Genomic DNA, 16,425 nt, shown 5'->3' on the forward strand with positions numbered 1-16,425 from the left:
GTTTACCTACTTAATTAAAATAGTGTCGAAAAAGTAAAGAGTGCTCTATAATCCTCTTTTCCCTCAGCACCCTGCTGTTGACTCTCTTCATTCAAATCTGTCCACATTGGAGTTTTGATCCCAAATCCTGCACTAATGCTTCCTTTATATATGCGAAAGCCAATTGTATCATATAAAATATGACCGCCGGTAGCACTCTCATATACTCCATCAACTTTATCACGCCCTAAGTTAAGATAGTTAGCCTCTATATTAAAATCGACTCGAAATTTACTCTCTGCATTTGTATATAGTCTATAAGTAAGGGCTGTATTTAGCCTTATTTCATCAGCATACTTTACACTTGTGCCATCTGGATAAGTATATTCTAAAAATGTATTGTATGAAGTATCAGCTATAAATGTCCATCTATTACCAAACCACTTTGTAGCACTGACTCCAAGCATAAAAGATGGTTTACCAAAGCTAAGTTGAACACTTGGATCAAAGTATGTTCCATCACTTTTCTTTTGAGACGGACTTCCTGTTGGCAATGATACATTAAAAAAAGTGCTGAAATGCCAATCTTCCATATCATCTAAACTCTCTTTTTTTGGTACAAGTTTAAAACCATCATCATAAGCAAACCCTAAAACTCCCATTAGGTTAATATCATGAAAACCACTTGTCTCTTCACCATTGTCAAAAGTTTTAACATAGTAAGGTGCAAAAATATAACCGCTAAAATATGATGTAAATCCATACCCTAGTCCATACATCCAGTAGTTATGTCTCTTCATCTCATCATCACTAGCAGGAGTATATGTCTCAAAATTTACATAGTCTACCTTCATATACCCAAGATACTTTCCTTCAGGTAGCGGTGTTGAAGCTGTAGTCTCTATTGGAGCTCCAGGTCCTTCCAATCCTCCTACACCAACAGATGCAACACCATGATGTGCATATAGTGCAGATGATAGTAGTAGCGATCCAAAAAGTATTCGTTTCATAATTAATCTCTCCTCTTCTTTATAAATGACAATATAGTAAAAATAGCTATAATCAATGCAATACCTACAAACATTTTTGCAAACTTTTCATATAGTGTTTGAGAACCATCAACAATCTTCATATCTTTATCGACAGCCACTTTTACAACAGCTCCGTGACCATCTTCACTCATAACTTTAACAACCCACTCACCCTTTTGATCAGGCAAAAAAATGACACGAGAATATTTGTCAGTTCTTCCAACTGCAAATGGGATCTCACTCTTGGGAGCATAGACTTCATACGGCTTGTATGAAAAATCTTCTGAACCATTGAATGAAAAAGCTACAACTACAGCACTGTTGTAGATAATCTTATGGTGAAGATCGTGTGCAAATAGTGAGATCATTGCAAATAACAAAACTGTTAAAACTCTCATTCTTTTACCTCAAAATTGAGTGCAGTTGTATGAACTATCTCATCACACTTTCCATTACCACAAGGTTCACGAAGTGTTGCTTTTATGTTTTGAAGACCGCTATGTCTAATGCGTATATTTATCTTCCCATCCTCATCTGTTGTTCCTCTCACCTTGTCATCATAAGCTACAACAACATCTTTAACAGGCTTTGAGTGGTAAAATAGTTGCAATCTAGCCTTCTCTCCTACACTTTCAGGCTTTTTAAGTAAAACTATTTCAAGATTGTCAGATATTGGCTTTTTAGAGTTTTTTTCTACTCTCTTAACACTCTCAAAACTTCGCCAACTCTTAATAGCCATTTTTACTTTATCTTTTGGAAGATGTTTAGTACCGTAAGGTGTTTTGGTAAAGTAGCCATTATCCATCAATATAAATAGTTCATCGCACTCCCCTTTTACAACAAAAGGGTAACTCTCATTTACCTGTGGCTTTATCACTTTACCACCATTTGAGCATATTACATTTATTACAGATTTTGGATCGTAAGGCATAACTTTTTTACCGCCATGCTCTTTTGTAAGATGCAAATGACCATAGTTAAGAGTCCAGTTTTGCCCATCTTTTTCGATCCAAACATCATGAGCAAACATAAGTATAGGCATAAGCATAGCTAATACTACTTTCATTAAACACTCCTATCTTTTTACTTTCAAAAGCTGTTCAGGCCTGATACATCAGCTTCGAACGGGAGTATAACAGCAGCAATGTTACAGAGCTATAAAAAAATTTATATCTTATCTAATTTTGGAACTAAAAAGATGAAACTATAATCTATAGGACTAAAGTCCTATCCCCAAATAATGGGGAAGACTTTAGTCTCATATAATATTTCAGATGCCTCAACTATCTTTCATAAATCTGCGATAGAGCATCGGCAGAAGAAGAAGAGTAAGAGCTGTTGAAGAGATAAGACCAAAAATTACAACTATTGCAAGTGGCTTTTGAATCTCAGAGCCAGGTCCTGTTGCATAGAGCATAGGTACCAATGCAAGGGCTGCAATGGTAGCAGTCATAAGTACAGGTCGTAACCTTCTTTTTGCTCCCTCTATAACAACCTCTTTTATAGGAAGAGATCTTGCTAATTCATTGAAGTAGCTTATCATAACGACACCATTTAATACTGCAATACCAAGCAAGGCAATAAATCCAACAGATGCAGGAACTGACAAGTAACTATCAGTGACATATAGTCCAAATATTCCTCCCATCATAGCAAGAGGAATAGTTGTAAAGATAATGACACTTTGCAAAATAGACTTAAAAGTCATATATAAAATCATAAATATAAGAACCAATGCAATCGGAACAACTATAGACAAACGCTCCATTGTAGCTTGCTGATTTTTAAACTGTCCTCCATATGTTATGGAGTAGCCTGCCGGAAGTTTAATCTCTTTTGCAATATTTGCTTTGAGATGATCAACAAATGTAACAAGGTCTATACCCGTAACATTAGTCTGTATAGATACAAATCTACGTGCGTGTTCATGCTTAATCTCAACCGGACCACTACTACGAATAATAGTTACAACTTCTGACAAAGCAATCGGTTCACCTTTTTGACCAACCAGATAAAGCTCATCAAGATTCTTTCTTAGGTAATCTCCTCGTACAATAATAGGAAACTGCTTCATTCCTTTATATATAGTACCAATCTCTACTCCACTGACAGCAGCTTTTAGCAAGTGTGCAACATCGGTTTTATCGAGTCCATAGTTTCCGAGTTTCTCATCGTTAAACCGTAGTTCTTGGTAAGCAACCCCTTCATTTTGGCGCATATAGACATCTTGACTACCTTCAGTCTTTTCAGTAATCTCTTTAATAGCAATGCCAAGCTCATTAAGCTTATCAATCTCTTCGCCAAAAATCTTAATGACAACATCTCCTCTTGAGCCTGTCAACATCTCTGATGTACGCATCTCAATAGGTTGTGTAAAACTGTACTCTATCCCCTGAATACTCTCCAGAACTTTTCTCATCTGATCTTTAAGCCACTCAGTATCCTGTTTTCTCCACTCTGACTTTGGTTTGAACACTAAGAATGTATCTGTATCATTCAATCCCATAGGATCAAGTCCAATCTCATCTGACCCTGTTCTTGCAATAATAGATTTAATTTCAGGAACCTCTTTCATCAACCTCTTTTGAATCTCCGTATTTAGAGCAATACCAGCAGGAATGTTGATTGAAGGTGGCGCTTCAATACCTATTACAATATTTCCTTCATCCATTGTAGGCATAAATGTTTTACCTATATTGGCAAAAGCATAGAATGTACCGCCTAAAAGGACCAATAAGAGTGCATATATTCCAAACTCTGCTTTGAATGCACCCTTTAAGAGAGGCTCATACCCCTTTAAGAGCCACTTCATTAAGAATGTATCTTCATGCTTTGGTTTACGTATAAAAAATGATGCAATTGTTGGAATAATAAAGAGTGCCAATAGAATTGATGCCGCAAGAGTAAAGACAATGCTCAGTGCAACAGGTGCAAAGAGTTTACCACCCAAACCTTGCAACATCAAAAGAGGCGTAAAGACAATAATAATGATGAATACTCCAGAGATAACAGGAGTACTTACCTCTTTTGCTGCATTATAAATTATCTGTATTCGACTCCAACTCTTTGATTGAGGATGAGCAAGTCTTGCAATGATATTTTCAACCATTACAACACCTGAGTCTATAATCATACCAATAGCAATAGCTATACCACCAAGACTCATAAGGTTAACACTGATTCCAAAGTAGTACATCAAAATAAATGCACTTAGAATTGCCAAAGGCAATATCAGCGCAACAGTAATAGCCGATACAAAACTTCCAAGAAAGAGAAGAAGCACAACAAGAACAAGCAAGACAGCTTCAGTCAAAGCCTTTTGAACCATACTGACAGCTTTGCCTATCAAGTCACTTCTATCATAAAAGATATTTAATTTTGTACCTTCCGGAAGTCTCTTTTCAAGCTCTTTAAGTCTCTTTTTTACCTCAGCTGTAACATGAGATGCATCTGCACCTTTGAGTCCCAACACTAACCCTTCAACAGCTTCACCCTCTCCATCTTTGGTAACATAACCATATCTGGTAAGTGCATCTATAGATATATCTGCAATATCTCCAAGACGTATGATTGCTCCGTTATCTTCAACCTTTACAACAAGGTTGGCTATATCTCTACTCTCTTTCATACGACCAGGAAGGCGTACCAAAAGAGCTTCATCACCTCTCTCTATTCGCCCTGCACCAAAGTTGGCATTATTCTTTTCAATTTTTTGTTCAATCTCATCCAGAGTTATTCCAAGAGATGCCATACGTGCAAAATCAGGTTTAATGCGATATGTTTTAACCTCTCCACCAAGAGCATTTACATCTGCAACACCCTCTATATTACGAAGTTCAGGGCGTATAATCCAATCTAAAAGAGTTCGCTTCTCCATAAGCGACAGTGTAGGAGACTCAATTGTAAACATCAATATCTCACCAAGAGGTGTCGTAACAGGAGCTATACCGCCAGATACTGAAGGTGGCAAATCATTTTTAATATTGTTAAAACGCTGATAAACTCTGTCACGAGCCCAGTAAAGGTCTGTTCCCTCTTCAAAGTCGATTGTAACATCTGCAAGAGCATACTTTGAAATAGACCGTACAATCTTTTGATGAGGAATCCCCTGCATCTCAAGCTCAATAGGAATAGTAATCTGCTGTTCCACCTCTTTAGGTGTCATTCCAGGTGCTTTAATGATGATTTTTACCTGTGTTGTGGAGACATCAGGGAAAGCATCTATCGTTAATTTGGAGTAAGATATGATACCCCCGGCAGCAATTGCCAATGCAATAATAATGGCAAAGACTCGCTGAGAAAGAGCAAAACCAATGAGTTTATCAATCATCTGCCTGCCCCTCCAAAGCACCTTTTAAAGCAATTACACCACTGACAGCTACTTCTAAACTTGTTTTTAAATCTTGTGAAACAACATAAACAGTATTACTGCTTCGTCCCAAAACGGTAACAGGTACAAGTTTGAAACCTTTTTGTGTCTTAATAAAAACAGCTTCTCTATCATCATAATCTATAACTGCAGAAGATGGAAGAGCAAATGCATTTTGAGGCCAATATAGTTTTATATTTCGCTTTTCATCAGGCATAATAGCCATATCTGTTTCAGGAAGAAGGTGAATAGCAACTGTTTGGGTTCTACTATCTACAGCACCTGAAATTGACTCAACCTTTACAGGCTTATCACCTACATATAGTTCAAACCCAGGTTTAAGACGCTTTGCAATTTTTAAAGGTAAAGCTACTTCAAAATGTGCCCCTTTTGGATTTAAGATCGTCATCAAATGCTCACCACGCTCCACATACATCTTTGGATATACATTCATATCAGATACTTTACCGCTTATAGGAGCAAATATGCTAATTTCTGGAATCGGCTTTTTACTCTCTTTAATTTTTTCTACCTGCTCTTTAGAGAGTCCCCACTCTATTAGAAGATGATAGTAAAAAAAGCTTTGTGTAGTATATTTAGCAAGTCTGTTTTTTGCTTCAAGAAATCTCTTTTTTGCAACTACTGCTGCTTCATATAGAGGCTTCAAACGATTTACTTCATTAGCACAATACTCTTTTTCTATCAATGTATCTATATATTTTGACTCCAATTCAAGCAGTTTTGGACTCTTGATGATTACAAGCTTTCTTCCTTTTTCAACAGGCTCATAAATATGAACATTTAAATACTCTATTACCCCTTCAACAGGTGCATCTATTCTATATATTTCATTAGCTGACAAATGCCCTTTTGCAAGGAAACTTCCAAGATAAACCCTCTTAGTAGATTTTGGATGAGCCGTTTTAACCATTTTATTTTGACTGTTTATAATAATCTCTTTAGAAATAATTGGCGCAGTAAGAATAAATGTAACTAATAATAACTTTTTTATCATTTTTAACTCCTAATCAATTTTTTACTAACGGCAAGAAGGAGCCAAACTGACTCTTTCTGGATCGATAGCGTAGTTATAAAGATAGTTCGATACAGCTTCATGCCGTTTTGTTTTAAGATCAAGTATAGTTTCAATCATCTGCAGCTTTGTTTCAGCAGCTTTAAGCATAGATATAAAACTCTCTTCACCAGCTACAAAGCGCATACGGCTCTGTGAAATGAGAGTGTCAGTAGAGAGTTTTATAGAGCTTTCAGTATTGCTAACATGATTTCTGTAAATATCAAGACGTGTTTCTAATGCTTTAGTATCTTGTGCATACCTTTTTTGAAAAGCTTCAAGCTCATGACGGGCGGCAGCAAACGTATGCATAGCAGCAGCTCTTTCAGCCTCATTTTTAGATCCAAAAGCCAATGGTATAGATAGACTTAGTACATAACGGCGTGTATCTATTTCATCAACATATGTTCCATCAATACCTAAAGTTTGAGTCCTATTGCCAGATAGTTCAACCATCTTTTTGGCACTTGTTACTTTGCCTTCTAGCATTGGCCAAAGAGCCGAGTATTTAGGATCAAAGAGTTTATTAAAATCAGGTCTCAATCTACGACACTCAAATTGACCATCAAATGGAACAATTGCCTCTATCTGAGCCTCATACTCTTGTAGTCTGCTATCAAGTTCTGATATTTGAAGATTTAAGTTTTCCAATGCCAAGTGTGCCATAATAGATTTACTGGCATCAAATTCCCCAAAACGGACACCTTTGTCTATGTACCTGTTCATCTCATCATAAATGACTCCAAGCTCACCTTTAGCCTGTAGTGCTTTCATTGTAATACAGTAAGAGCCGTAAAGCTGCCATAAACGAGCTTTTATGCGATTCTTTTCTATCTCTTTTAGCATCTTTGCATAGTTTTTTTCCTCTTTTAGCAAAGCTTCAATTTTAGAACCGCTTAACATAAAATCTTTACCAATAGATACAGAATATTCAGTACCAGAATCACTTCCATCTTTTACATCAGCATATGTAAGATCACCTCCTACACGCCAGCCATCATTATAGACAGATGCTCTTTTTTGTTCAAACTCAGCATCAATAGCTTCACTGCGGCTTTTATACAGATCACTCTGTTTAACCCTATCAAAAAGTGTACTAATAGAATCTGCAAAAATTAGTGCAGGAACAAGCATAATAAATAGATATCTCATAATATAAATCTCCTTTTATTTGTGTACTCTTGTACTCTTTATGTAACAGGAGTAAAGAAAAAATAGAATGGTTTTGATTAAAAAAAGGTCAAACTAGTTTTGGAGGAGTAAAGGGAGGATTAGTAAAGTCTTGAGATAAAAGAGTTTGCAATCTAAACTCTGGTGTTATTAGTCGAACTTCACGCATTAATATGCGTTCTGATGATGTTAATGCAGGAGAGTGAAATACCTGATGTTCAACAGCAGTAGGATAGTGAGAAACATTTTGTTGTATATGTGCTTTAGTAATAGAACTATTACTTACTGCATCATCTTGCCCAATCATATAATCATGAGCTATAAATGCTGTCATAACAATTAATAAGATTTTTCCTACAATACTTTTTATTCTTTTCATTAGGAAGAGTATATCAAAGATTTATTACATAAGTTGTACTTTTTTGAGAGTACTATTTTTTTTCAAGTTATTTTAATAAAAGACTATTTTCTTTATTATTTAATTTCTAAACTTTTTAAAAACCTTTTTAAAATCAAGATTTACTTTACAAGTAGTCTCTTCAAAAAAGTAGGTTTCTTCAAAAAAATTACCCTCTTTTATATACTTTTCACCATTATGTTTATAAATCTTTGCTCTTAAATCATCAGGATAAACTATTATGTAATACTTTACTTTTTCTGTTTCATAGAGATCAAACTTATATACTTCATCTTTCTTTGCTGTTGATTTACTTATAATCTCTACAATAATCTCAGGAGCTTTTGTAAGATAGTCTTCATTTTTTTCATTACAAATTAAAACAACATCTGGCCGCACTACAGTTCTTTCAGATATTTTGTAATCAATTCTACCTAAAACTTCGCAATTATGACATTCTTCTAATTGTCCCAATAAAAAACTTGAAATAGAAACTAAAATACTCTGATGCTTACATATAGGAGAAGGAGACAAGGCAAAAGGAATGCCTTCTATTAACTCCCAATCTCCTTCCCAAAGTTTGCAATCATCATAAGTATAATTAATATCTTCTAACTTAATAGAGATCATATTGATTCTTTAAATTAATGCAAGAAGTGTCTAACTCCTGTAAAGTATAGCGCAATTCCATGTTCATTGGCAGCTTCAATCACTTCATCATCACGGATTGATCCGCCCGGCTCTATGATCGCTTTTACACCTGCAGCCGCTGCAGCATCTATGGAGTCTCTAAATGGGAAGAAGGCTTCACTAGCCATTGCAGCACCTGTAACATCCAAGCCTACCTCTTCTGCTTTTTTAAGAGCACATCTTGCAGCATCAACACGGCTTGTCATACCCATACCAACTGCTACCATTGCTCCATCTTTTACATAAACAACACAGTTAGACTTTGTAAGTGCAGCAACTTTATAAGCAATTTCAAGATCTTTCATCTCTTGCTCTGTTGCCTCTCTATTTGACTTACACTCAGCACCAGTTATCTCTTCATCTTTAACTTTGTCAGCATCTTGATAAACAAATCCGCCAGAAATATGCTTGAAGTCATAAGCATCATCACTTACAAGAAGTCTGTCACTATCATATTCAAATAGCTTAATACGCTTTTTAGATGCAAATACTTCTCTTGCTTCAGGAGTAATTCTACCGGCAATAATTACTTCAAGGAAGATTTCATTCATCTTTTCAGCTAACTCTTTATCGACTACACCATTTACAGCAACCACACCGCCAAATGCAGAAACAGGGTCACACTTCAGTGCATCTACATAAGCATCAAGCAAACTATCGCGGATTGCAAAACCACAAGGGTTTCCATGCTTGACAATACAAACAGCATTTTCCTCTCCAAATGCTGCCGCAATTTTAACAGCTCCACTTATGTCTGTGAGGTTATTAAAACTAGCCTCTCCCTTGATGGTTTTAAAGTTTTTGCTAAAAAAGTTATCAAACTCATACAATGCACCCTTTTGATGAGGGTTTTCACCATAACGAGTATTGCAAACTTTGTTTCCAACAATAAACTGTTTATCTCCAAAACCATCATTAAATCGCTTATTCATATAGTTTGCTATCATACTGTCATATGCTGCTGTATGCTCGAACGCTTTGATCATTAGATTTCTTCGCATTTCAAGCGTATTGTTTCCATTTTTAAGCGCTTCAAGAATCGGTGCATAATCATTTGGATCAGTTACAATAATTACATCATTGAAATTCTTTGCGGCACTTCTGACCATTGCAGGACCGCCAATATCGATATTTTCAATGATTTCATCAAAATCATCGGTTCTCTCAATTGTAGCTTTAAAAGGATATAGGTTAACACAAACTAAGTCTATTCCTATAATCCCGTGTTCTTTAGCAGTCTCAACATGTGAAGACAAATCACGGCGATGCAAAATACCACCGTGAACATAAGGGTTAAGTGTTTTAACCCGTCCATCAAACATTTCAGGAAACTTTGTTACTTCGCTAATATCAATAGCTTGAATACCATTTTCCTTAAGAACCTTTAGAGTTCCACCTGTTGAAACAATTTCAAAGCCAAGCTCTTCCAACCCTTTGGCAAACTCTACAACACCTGTTTTATCACTTACACTTACTAACGCTCGTGACATTAAAATTCCTTAATTAAATATCTTGTTCAATAATTCGCTTAAATGTATTAAAATAGAGATCTTTCAACTCAGCCATTGGCATCTTGATATCGTTGACTTTAACATAGTCGCCACCAACAGTTCCAATAGCCTCACACTTCAATCCTCGCTCTTTTGCCATTTGAGCTACTGCATCTAAGTTCTTTGGATCTACTTCAAGAATCGCTCGGGCAAAACTTTCACTGAAGATATTTACATCTTCTTTCAAGTCTGCATTAACATCAGCACCCATACCACTAACAGCTGCCATCTTTGCGATTGCTATAGCTAAACCACCTACATTTAGGTCTTTAGCTGCTTTAAGAAGCCCTTTTTTATTTGCCTCTATTACCAAGTCCCAAAGTGCTAGCTCTTTATCGTAGTCAATCTTAGGGAGTTTTCCGCCTGTTACACCAAATAGCTCTTTTAGATATAGGCTACCACCAAACTCTTTATCAGTTTCACCAATTAAAAGAAGAGTATCTCCCTCATCTTGAAAACTTGAAGGAAGAACATTTTCTTGAGACTCATTTACACCAACCATAGCAACTGTTGGAGTTGGGAAAACACTAACACCATTTGTTTCATTATATAGAGAAACATTTCCACCAGTTACAGGTGTATTTAGCTTAGAGCATGCCTCTTTAATACCTTCACAACCTTGTGCAAACTGCCACATTACTTCTGGATTTTCAGGGTTACCATAGTTTAGACAGTCAGTAATTGCTAAAGGTCTAGCACCGCTCATTGCAACATTTCGTCCAGACTCTATGACAGCTGCCGCAGCACCACCTTTAGGATCAATGTAGCAGTATCTTGGGTTACAGTCAGAACTCATCGCAATAGCACGACCATTCTCTTTAACGCGTATTACAGAAGCATCAAGTTTACCGCCATTTTTGATTGTATTGGTCTGAACCATAGAGTCATACTGCTCGTAGACCCAAGCTTTGTCAACTACTTCAATTGACTGAACCAATTTTTCAAAAGCTGACTGGTTAGAAGGAAGCTCATATTTGTCAATATCAATATCTTTGATTTCATCCAAATATTTAGGACATGATACAGGACGATCTAGTACAGGAGCCTCTTCACTAACAGGATCAACAGGTACTTCAGCAACTTTTTCGCCATGCCAATAGAGTTCCATCAACCCTGTATCTGTAACTTCACCGATTACAGCACAATCAAGTCCCCACTTTTCAAAAATCTCTATAATCTTATCTTCCGTTCCCTTGCGAGCACAAATAAGCATACGCTCCTGAGATTCACTAAGCATCAGCTCATATGGTGTCATTCCCTCTTCACGCATAGGAACTTTATCAAGATCCATACGCATACCACTGCCACTTCTGCCTGCCATCTCAAATGAGCTAGATGTCAAACCTGCCGCACCCATATCTTGAATACCTACTACATAGTCTGTTTTAAATAGCTCCAAGCAAGCTTCAAGCAGCAATTTTTCAGTAAATGGGTCTCCTACCTGGACTGTAGGACGAAGCGATTTTGACTCTTCAGTAAAACTGTCTGAACTCATAACAGCTCCACCCAATCCATCACGTCCAGTTTTGGAACCAACATATATGACAGGGTTTCCTATACCTTCTGCTTTTCCGTAAAATATCTCATCAGCTTTAGCTATTCCTAAAGTAAAGGCATTTACAAGAATATTTCCGTTATAGCTCTCATCAAAGAATGTTTCACCACCAACTGTAGGAACACCCATACAGTTTCCGTATCCGCCAATACCTGCTACAACACCACGAACAAGATGACGCTGATAAGCTGCTGTTTGGTCATCTCCACGAACACGTCCAAAACGAAGAGCGTTTAGATTTGCTACAGGTCTAGCTCCCATTGTAAAAACATCACGTAAAATACCGCCAACACCTGTTGCAGCACCTTGATACGGTTCAATGAAACTAGGATGGTTATGGCTCTCCATCTTAAAGACAGCTGCATAACCCTCTCCTATATCAATAACACCAGCATTCTCACCAGGTCCTTGAATAACCCATGGTGCTTCAGTTGGGAAACCTCGCAGATACTTTTTACTCGACTTGTAACTACAGTGTTCACTCCACATTGCACTGAAAATTCCAATTTCGACCAGATTAGGTTCACGTCCTAATATCTTTTTAATATGCTCATAATCTTCTTCGGAAAGTTTGTGTGCCTTTAAAATCTCGGCAATATCCTGTTCCATACGGGTACCCTTGCATTAAAATCTAAAAGTAGCGAATATTATATAAAAAGAGTGCTTGGATATGGTTAAAATCTTTTTAGCAAAATCTTTACACCTTCCAATGATGCGTTTTCCATACGACTCTTCTCTACTCTAAGCCCCTCACAACTTGCCAAAAGAGCATAATCACCAATTCGTTTACGAACTATTTCAATCAGTTCAGGATTATGTTCAATCACACCACCTCCAAAAACTAAAATCTTTGGATTCATAATCGTAACCATCGTAGCTGCTGCATAAATCAAAGCTTCAATATAGCTTTCTGCTATCTTCATAGCATCAGGATTTTTTGAACTCTTTAACTGTTGCAAAGTTGTCTCTTCTTTCAATCCAAAATACTTTATCCATTTTTGAATACCGCTTCCAGAAGCATAAAGTTCAAGACAATTATCTTTTCCGCAACCACACTTAAAAGGTGCTGTTTTATATGGTATATGACCAATCTCACCTGCAAGATTACGCCATCCATGAACAATTTTGCCATCGACAATCAAACCACCGCCAAGTCCCGTACCAGAGTAGAGAGCTACAAGCTCTTTTTCATTCCAGTAAACTGATTCAGCCAATGCAGCGCAGTTTAGATCGTTTTCCAAAATAAGAGATACACCAAAATTTGTTTCAACAAAATCTTTAAGTTTAGGCTCTTTGACATCAATATTTGGAGCTGAAATAATTACTCCATTATGCACCTGTCCGGCAAAAGATACTGCTATAGCATCGATCTGTGGATAACGCCTTAACATTGATGTAATAAACTCTAAAAGTGGCTGTTCTTTGCTTTGAAACTTACCACATACATCATCTTCACCAAGAAGCTCATAGCGTAACCACGTACCACCAACATCAATGGCAAGTTGACTCATAAGAGACTCTCATAAAGTTTCAGATACTCTTTAGCACACTTTTGAATAGAAAAATCGCAACTCATATTAAATGTACGGATACTGTTTAACTTTCTTCTGTTTCCATATAGTTTAATTGCACTATCTATACTTTGCAAAAAGAGATCTTTTTTCATTTTATTAAAGACAAATCCCATACCACAAACTCTCTTTCTTGGTATGATTTGGTGGATGGTATCTTTTAAGCCTCCAGTTTTGTGAACCAGTGGAATGGTACCGTAACGCATCGCAACCATCTGATTTAACCCACACGGTTCAAAGAGTGAAGGCATAACCAAAAAGTCTGCCGCTGCATACATTTTATGTGCAAGGGTCTCATCATAACCAAAATGTAGATGAAAGTTAAACTTTTTTTGTGCCACTTTTTGCAAAGCAGAATGGTACTTATTCTCCCCATCACCAAGCATAACAAACACCAAAGGTCGTTTTAACATCTCTTCAATTGACTCAATTATAAGTTCAAGCCCCTTTTGCTCTACAAATCGACCAATAAATATAAAAAGTGGTAATGTAGATTGTTCCATCTCAATCTCACGAAAAAATGACTTTTTGCAGACCATTTTCCCTCTTTTTGAAGTTTTACTATATGTTGCAGGAAGTGCCGGATCGGTTGATGGATCAAAAAGTTTGGTATCGATCCCATTTAGAATACCGGTTAATTTCTCACTATGAAGACGCAAATAGCCATCCAATCCACAACCAAACTCAGGTGTTAGAATCTCAACTGCATAGCTTGGACTAACTGTTGTAACCGCGTCAGCATTGCCAATGCCTGCTTTCATCCAATTTACCTCTCCGTAAAACTCAACCTCTTCCATCCTAAAATGTTTTGGATCAATTCCAGTTCGAACCATTGAAGATTTTGGAAAGAGTCCCTGATAAGCAAGGTTATGAATTGTATAGACTATTTTGGTACTTAAACCAGTATCACGCACTAAAAGTGCAGTAAGTGCAGTATGCCAATCATTAAGATGCAAAATATCAAAAAAGTCTCTTTTAACTATTTCAACAATCGTATGACAAAAGATAGCAAATCTTAAATCATTATCTTCATACCCTTCTTCAGAATGTCCATATAAAGAGTCTCGTTCACACAATAGTTCATTGTAAACAAAAACTACTTTCAAACCATCTATTGTTGTAGTAAAAAGCTCAATATCGTAAGAGAGTCCACCAAAAGAGAGGTTAAAAGAGTCTCCAGTTGAACAAATATCATAATGAGTCTTATCTATGCATCTATAAAGGGGCATAATTGCCGTAACATCGATTCTTCCATTTAATACTTTAGAAAGAGCCAAAGATATGTCAGCCAATCCCCCACTTTTAGCAAAAGGAGAAATCTCAGCTGATGCAAATAGTAATTTCATTATTGTTCCTCAAAAGAATTGACTCTTATGATAGTAATATAACTTTATAGATTGCAAAAAGATTGGAAGAGAAAAGAGAGTAGTTGTTTAAACTACCATTAATTGATGTAAAGGTTTACACCAATTTAATGATAGTCATCTCTTTATGCATAAATAGAGAAGCTTGAAGCACTTACTTGAGAGTCATCATCTTTAGTTGGATTCAATATATCTAATAAAGATTGGAAATAATCTTCTTCACTCATACTGGCTTTATCAACCTCTTTCATTTGAGACATTGCCTTTTGTCTATCTTCCATACTTAAAGAACTCATTTGTTCTCTTAATTGTGTTCTCTCTTCTTGTGACAATGATTGCATAATATCTTTCATTCCACCATTACCAGCACCACCTGCACCATTCATCTGTCTCATTTGTGCCTGTTGCATTGCACCACTTGAATTTACTGTCATAATTTGCTCCTTTTTAGAATAACTTTTTTACAAGCAATATCTATTCCATAAAATCCATAATATATAGTTTTCAAAATCTATAGATTTACTTGACAATAAAATTTTTATCAATTATAATTTTGAGAAATTAAATACCTTCTAATAAAAATCTCTAATTTTATTCTAAACAAAAGGGCAATATATGCAATTAAAAACAGTAATATTTATACTATTAACCATATCTCTTGCTTTATCTGAAGAGGTTAAAAGTAAAAAAGGCTACCGCCTCCTCGCCTGGAATGACCTAGGAATGCACTGTATGGATGGAAATGACTACTCAGTCTTTTCAATCTTGCCACCATATAATAACCTAGTAGCCCAACTTATAAAAAAAGATGGAACACCACAACATATTACAAGTGGTGTGACACTTACTTATGAAGCAGTACCATCATTAGATGGTAAGTGGAATACAACGAGTGTTACTAAAACAAACTTTTGGGATTATGTTTTAAGTCTATTTGGTGTAACACTTGAAGCAGATAAAGGACTTGCTGGAAGTTATGTACAGAGTAAAACTCCTCAACCTCTTCATTATGACTCTACTCATAAATGGTGGACAGCAGAAGGTATTCCTGTCTCTCCAAAAAATGATGATGGCTCTTACAATATGTACCCAATGGTAAAAGTGGTTGCAAAAGATAACAGTGGTAATGTACTAGCAGAGACAACTACAGTTTTACCAGTAAGTGATGAGATGGATTGTAAAAAGTGCCATAGCTCTACATCAAATTATGATGATGCTAAACCAAGTAGTGGTTGGGTAAATTTGAGTGATCCAGAGAAAGATTATAAATATAACATTTTAAGACTGCACGATCAAAAACACCCAACAGCTGTAGCAGAACATAATAGCTCTTTAAGCGCAAAAGGTTGGAACTATAAAGCAGAAGGTTTGGAAGCAACAGCCAATAGCGGAACACCTATACTTTGTGCATCTTGTCATAAGAGTAATGCTCTGCCAGGAACTGGAGTTGATGATATAAAACCATTAACCCAAGCACTGCACTCTAAACACACAGATGTTACAGACCCAGATACAGGACTTACACTAAATAACAGTACAAACAGAAATGCTTGCTACACTTGCCACCCAGGTGCAACAACTCAATGTTTAAGAGGTGCAATGGGAAATGCTAAAAACCCTGATGGTACAAGTAAAATGCAGTGCCAAAGCTGTCACGGTGTAATGAGTGCAGTAGGA

Annotated in this window: 13 protein-coding genes and 1 pseudogene; 1 reads left to right on the forward strand and 13 read right to left on the reverse strand. The window is 36.4% G+C overall.

All coding sequences use genetic code 11. The annotated features are described in order from the left end of the window. Positions 1 to 14: 14 nt before the first annotated feature. From BM227_RS04640 to BM227_RS04700, 13 genes are all read right to left on the reverse strand, one after another. Positions 15 to 989 carry a transporter gene (locus BM227_RS04640; protein ID WP_092911663.1) on the reverse strand — a complete coding sequence of 325 codons (975 nt, stop codon included), beginning with the start codon at positions 987 to 989 and terminating at the stop codon, positions 15 to 17. 2 nt (positions 990 to 991) lie between these two features. Then, positions 992 to 1,408: a hypothetical protein gene (locus tag BM227_RS04645; protein ID WP_092911665.1), complete on the reverse strand. Its 417-nt coding sequence runs from the start codon at positions 1,406 to 1,408 to the stop codon at positions 992 to 994. Continuing rightward, entirely contained in the window at positions 1,405 to 2,076 is a 672-nt protein-coding gene (locus BM227_RS04650; RefSeq protein WP_092911667.1) for a DUF4198 domain-containing protein, read from the reverse strand. Before BM227_RS04650 ends, BM227_RS04645 begins: the two co-directional genes overlap by 4 nt. Before the next feature lie 213 nt (positions 2,077 to 2,289). After that, positions 2,290 to 5,340: an efflux RND transporter permease subunit gene (locus tag BM227_RS04655; RefSeq protein ID WP_092911669.1), complete on the reverse strand. Its 3,051-nt coding sequence runs from the start codon at positions 5,338 to 5,340 to the stop codon at positions 2,290 to 2,292. After that, entirely contained in the window at positions 5,333 to 6,394 is a 1,062-nt protein-coding gene (locus BM227_RS04660; RefSeq protein ID WP_092911671.1) for an efflux RND transporter periplasmic adaptor subunit, read from the reverse strand. The genes BM227_RS04655 and BM227_RS04660 overlap by 8 nt, the downstream gene beginning before the upstream one ends. Before the next feature lie 24 nt (positions 6,395 to 6,418). Further along, positions 6,419 to 7,603 (reverse strand): hypothetical protein, encoded by a 1,185-nt coding sequence (locus BM227_RS04665; RefSeq protein WP_092911673.1) that lies wholly within the window; start codon positions 7,601 to 7,603, stop codon positions 6,419 to 6,421. Between the two features lie 88 nt (positions 7,604 to 7,691). Beyond that, the gene (locus tag BM227_RS04670; protein ID WP_143089688.1) at positions 7,692 to 8,000 is read right to left on the reverse strand and encodes a hypothetical protein; all 309 of its coding nucleotides are present in this window, start codon (positions 7,998 to 8,000) and stop codon (positions 7,692 to 7,694) included. A gap of 99 nt (positions 8,001 to 8,099) precedes the next feature. After that, positions 8,100 to 8,648 carry a Uma2 family endonuclease gene (locus BM227_RS04675; protein WP_092911677.1) on the reverse strand — a complete coding sequence of 183 codons (549 nt, stop codon included), beginning with the start codon at positions 8,646 to 8,648 and terminating at the stop codon, positions 8,100 to 8,102. 14 nt (positions 8,649 to 8,662) lie between these two features. Continuing rightward, a complete protein-coding gene (gene purH, locus BM227_RS04680) occupies positions 8,663 to 10,198 on the reverse strand; it encodes a bifunctional phosphoribosylaminoimidazolecarboxamide formyltransferase/IMP cyclohydrolase (protein WP_092911679.1) in 1,536 nt (511 codons plus the stop codon). 13 nt (positions 10,199 to 10,211) lie between these two features. Continuing rightward, the gene (gene purL, locus BM227_RS04685; protein ID WP_092911681.1) at positions 10,212 to 12,422 is read right to left on the reverse strand and encodes a phosphoribosylformylglycinamidine synthase subunit PurL; all 2,211 of its coding nucleotides are present in this window, start codon (positions 12,420 to 12,422) and stop codon (positions 10,212 to 10,214) included. Between the two features lie 65 nt (positions 12,423 to 12,487). Then, the gene (locus tag BM227_RS04690; RefSeq protein ID WP_092911683.1) at positions 12,488 to 13,324 is read right to left on the reverse strand and encodes an ROK family protein; all 837 of its coding nucleotides are present in this window, start codon (positions 13,322 to 13,324) and stop codon (positions 12,488 to 12,490) included. Next, on the reverse strand, positions 13,321 to 14,730 hold the full coding sequence (locus BM227_RS04695) for a glycogen synthase (RefSeq protein ID WP_092911684.1): 1,410 nt from the start codon (positions 14,728 to 14,730) through the stop codon (positions 13,321 to 13,323). The genes BM227_RS04690 and BM227_RS04695 overlap by 4 nt, the downstream gene beginning before the upstream one ends. Positions 14,731 to 14,873: 143 nt before the next feature. Next, entirely contained in the window at positions 14,874 to 15,182 is a 309-nt protein-coding gene (locus tag BM227_RS04700; protein ID WP_092911686.1) for a hypothetical protein, read from the reverse strand. Positions 15,183 to 15,363: 181 nt separating this feature from the next. Here BM227_RS04700 and BM227_RS04705 point away from each other — a divergent pair. After that, positions 15,364 to 16,425 (forward strand): annotated as a pseudogene (locus tag BM227_RS04705) (hypothetical protein); the annotation flags it as partial.

It is taken from the genome of Hydrogenimonas thermophila (assembly GCF_900115615.1).
In the GTDB taxonomy this organism is placed as follows: Bacteria; Campylobacterota; Campylobacteria; order Campylobacterales; family Hydrogenimonadaceae; genus Hydrogenimonas; species Hydrogenimonas thermophila.

What these genes read in the sequence shown, in the direction of transcription:
- BM227_RS04670 (WP_143089688.1), bottom strand. Translation starts at nt 8,000, where the DNA reads ATGAAAAGAATAAAAAGTATTGTAGGAAAAATCTTATTAATTGTTATG.
- purL (WP_092911681.1), bottom strand. Translation starts at nt 12,422, where the DNA reads ATGGAACAGGATATTGCCGAGATTTTAAAGGCACACAAACTTTCCGAA.
- BM227_RS04700 (WP_092911686.1), bottom strand. Translation starts at nt 15,182, where the DNA reads ATGACAGTAAATTCAAGTGGTGCAATGCAACAGGCACAAATGAGACAG.
- BM227_RS04650 (WP_092911667.1), bottom strand. Translation starts at nt 2,076, where the DNA reads ATGAAAGTAGTATTAGCTATGCTTATGCCTATACTTATGTTTGCTCAT.
- BM227_RS04695 (WP_092911684.1), bottom strand. Translation starts at nt 14,730, where the DNA reads ATGAAATTACTATTTGCATCAGCTGAGATTTCTCCTTTTGCTAAAAGT.
- BM227_RS04660 (WP_092911671.1), bottom strand. Translation starts at nt 6,394, where the DNA reads ATGATAAAAAAGTTATTATTAGTTACATTTATTCTTACTGCGCCAATT.
- BM227_RS04675 (WP_092911677.1), bottom strand. Translation starts at nt 8,648, where the DNA reads ATGATCTCTATTAAGTTAGAAGATATTAATTATACTTATGATGATTGC.
- BM227_RS04645 (WP_092911665.1), bottom strand. Translation starts at nt 1,408, where the DNA reads ATGAGAGTTTTAACAGTTTTGTTATTTGCAATGATCTCACTATTTGCA.
- purH (WP_092911679.1), bottom strand. Translation starts at nt 10,198, where the DNA reads ATGTCACGAGCGTTAGTAAGTGTAAGTGATAAAACAGGTGTTGTAGAG.
- BM227_RS04640 (WP_092911663.1), bottom strand. Translation starts at nt 989, where the DNA reads ATGAAACGAATACTTTTTGGATCGCTACTACTATCATCTGCACTATAT.
- BM227_RS04690 (WP_092911683.1), bottom strand. Translation starts at nt 13,324, where the DNA reads ATGAGTCAACTTGCCATTGATGTTGGTGGTACGTGGTTACGCTATGAG.
- BM227_RS04655 (WP_092911669.1), bottom strand. Translation starts at nt 5,340, where the DNA reads ATGATTGATAAACTCATTGGTTTTGCTCTTTCTCAGCGAGTCTTTGCC.
- BM227_RS04665 (WP_092911673.1), bottom strand. Translation starts at nt 7,603, where the DNA reads ATGAGATATCTATTTATTATGCTTGTTCCTGCACTAATTTTTGCAGAT.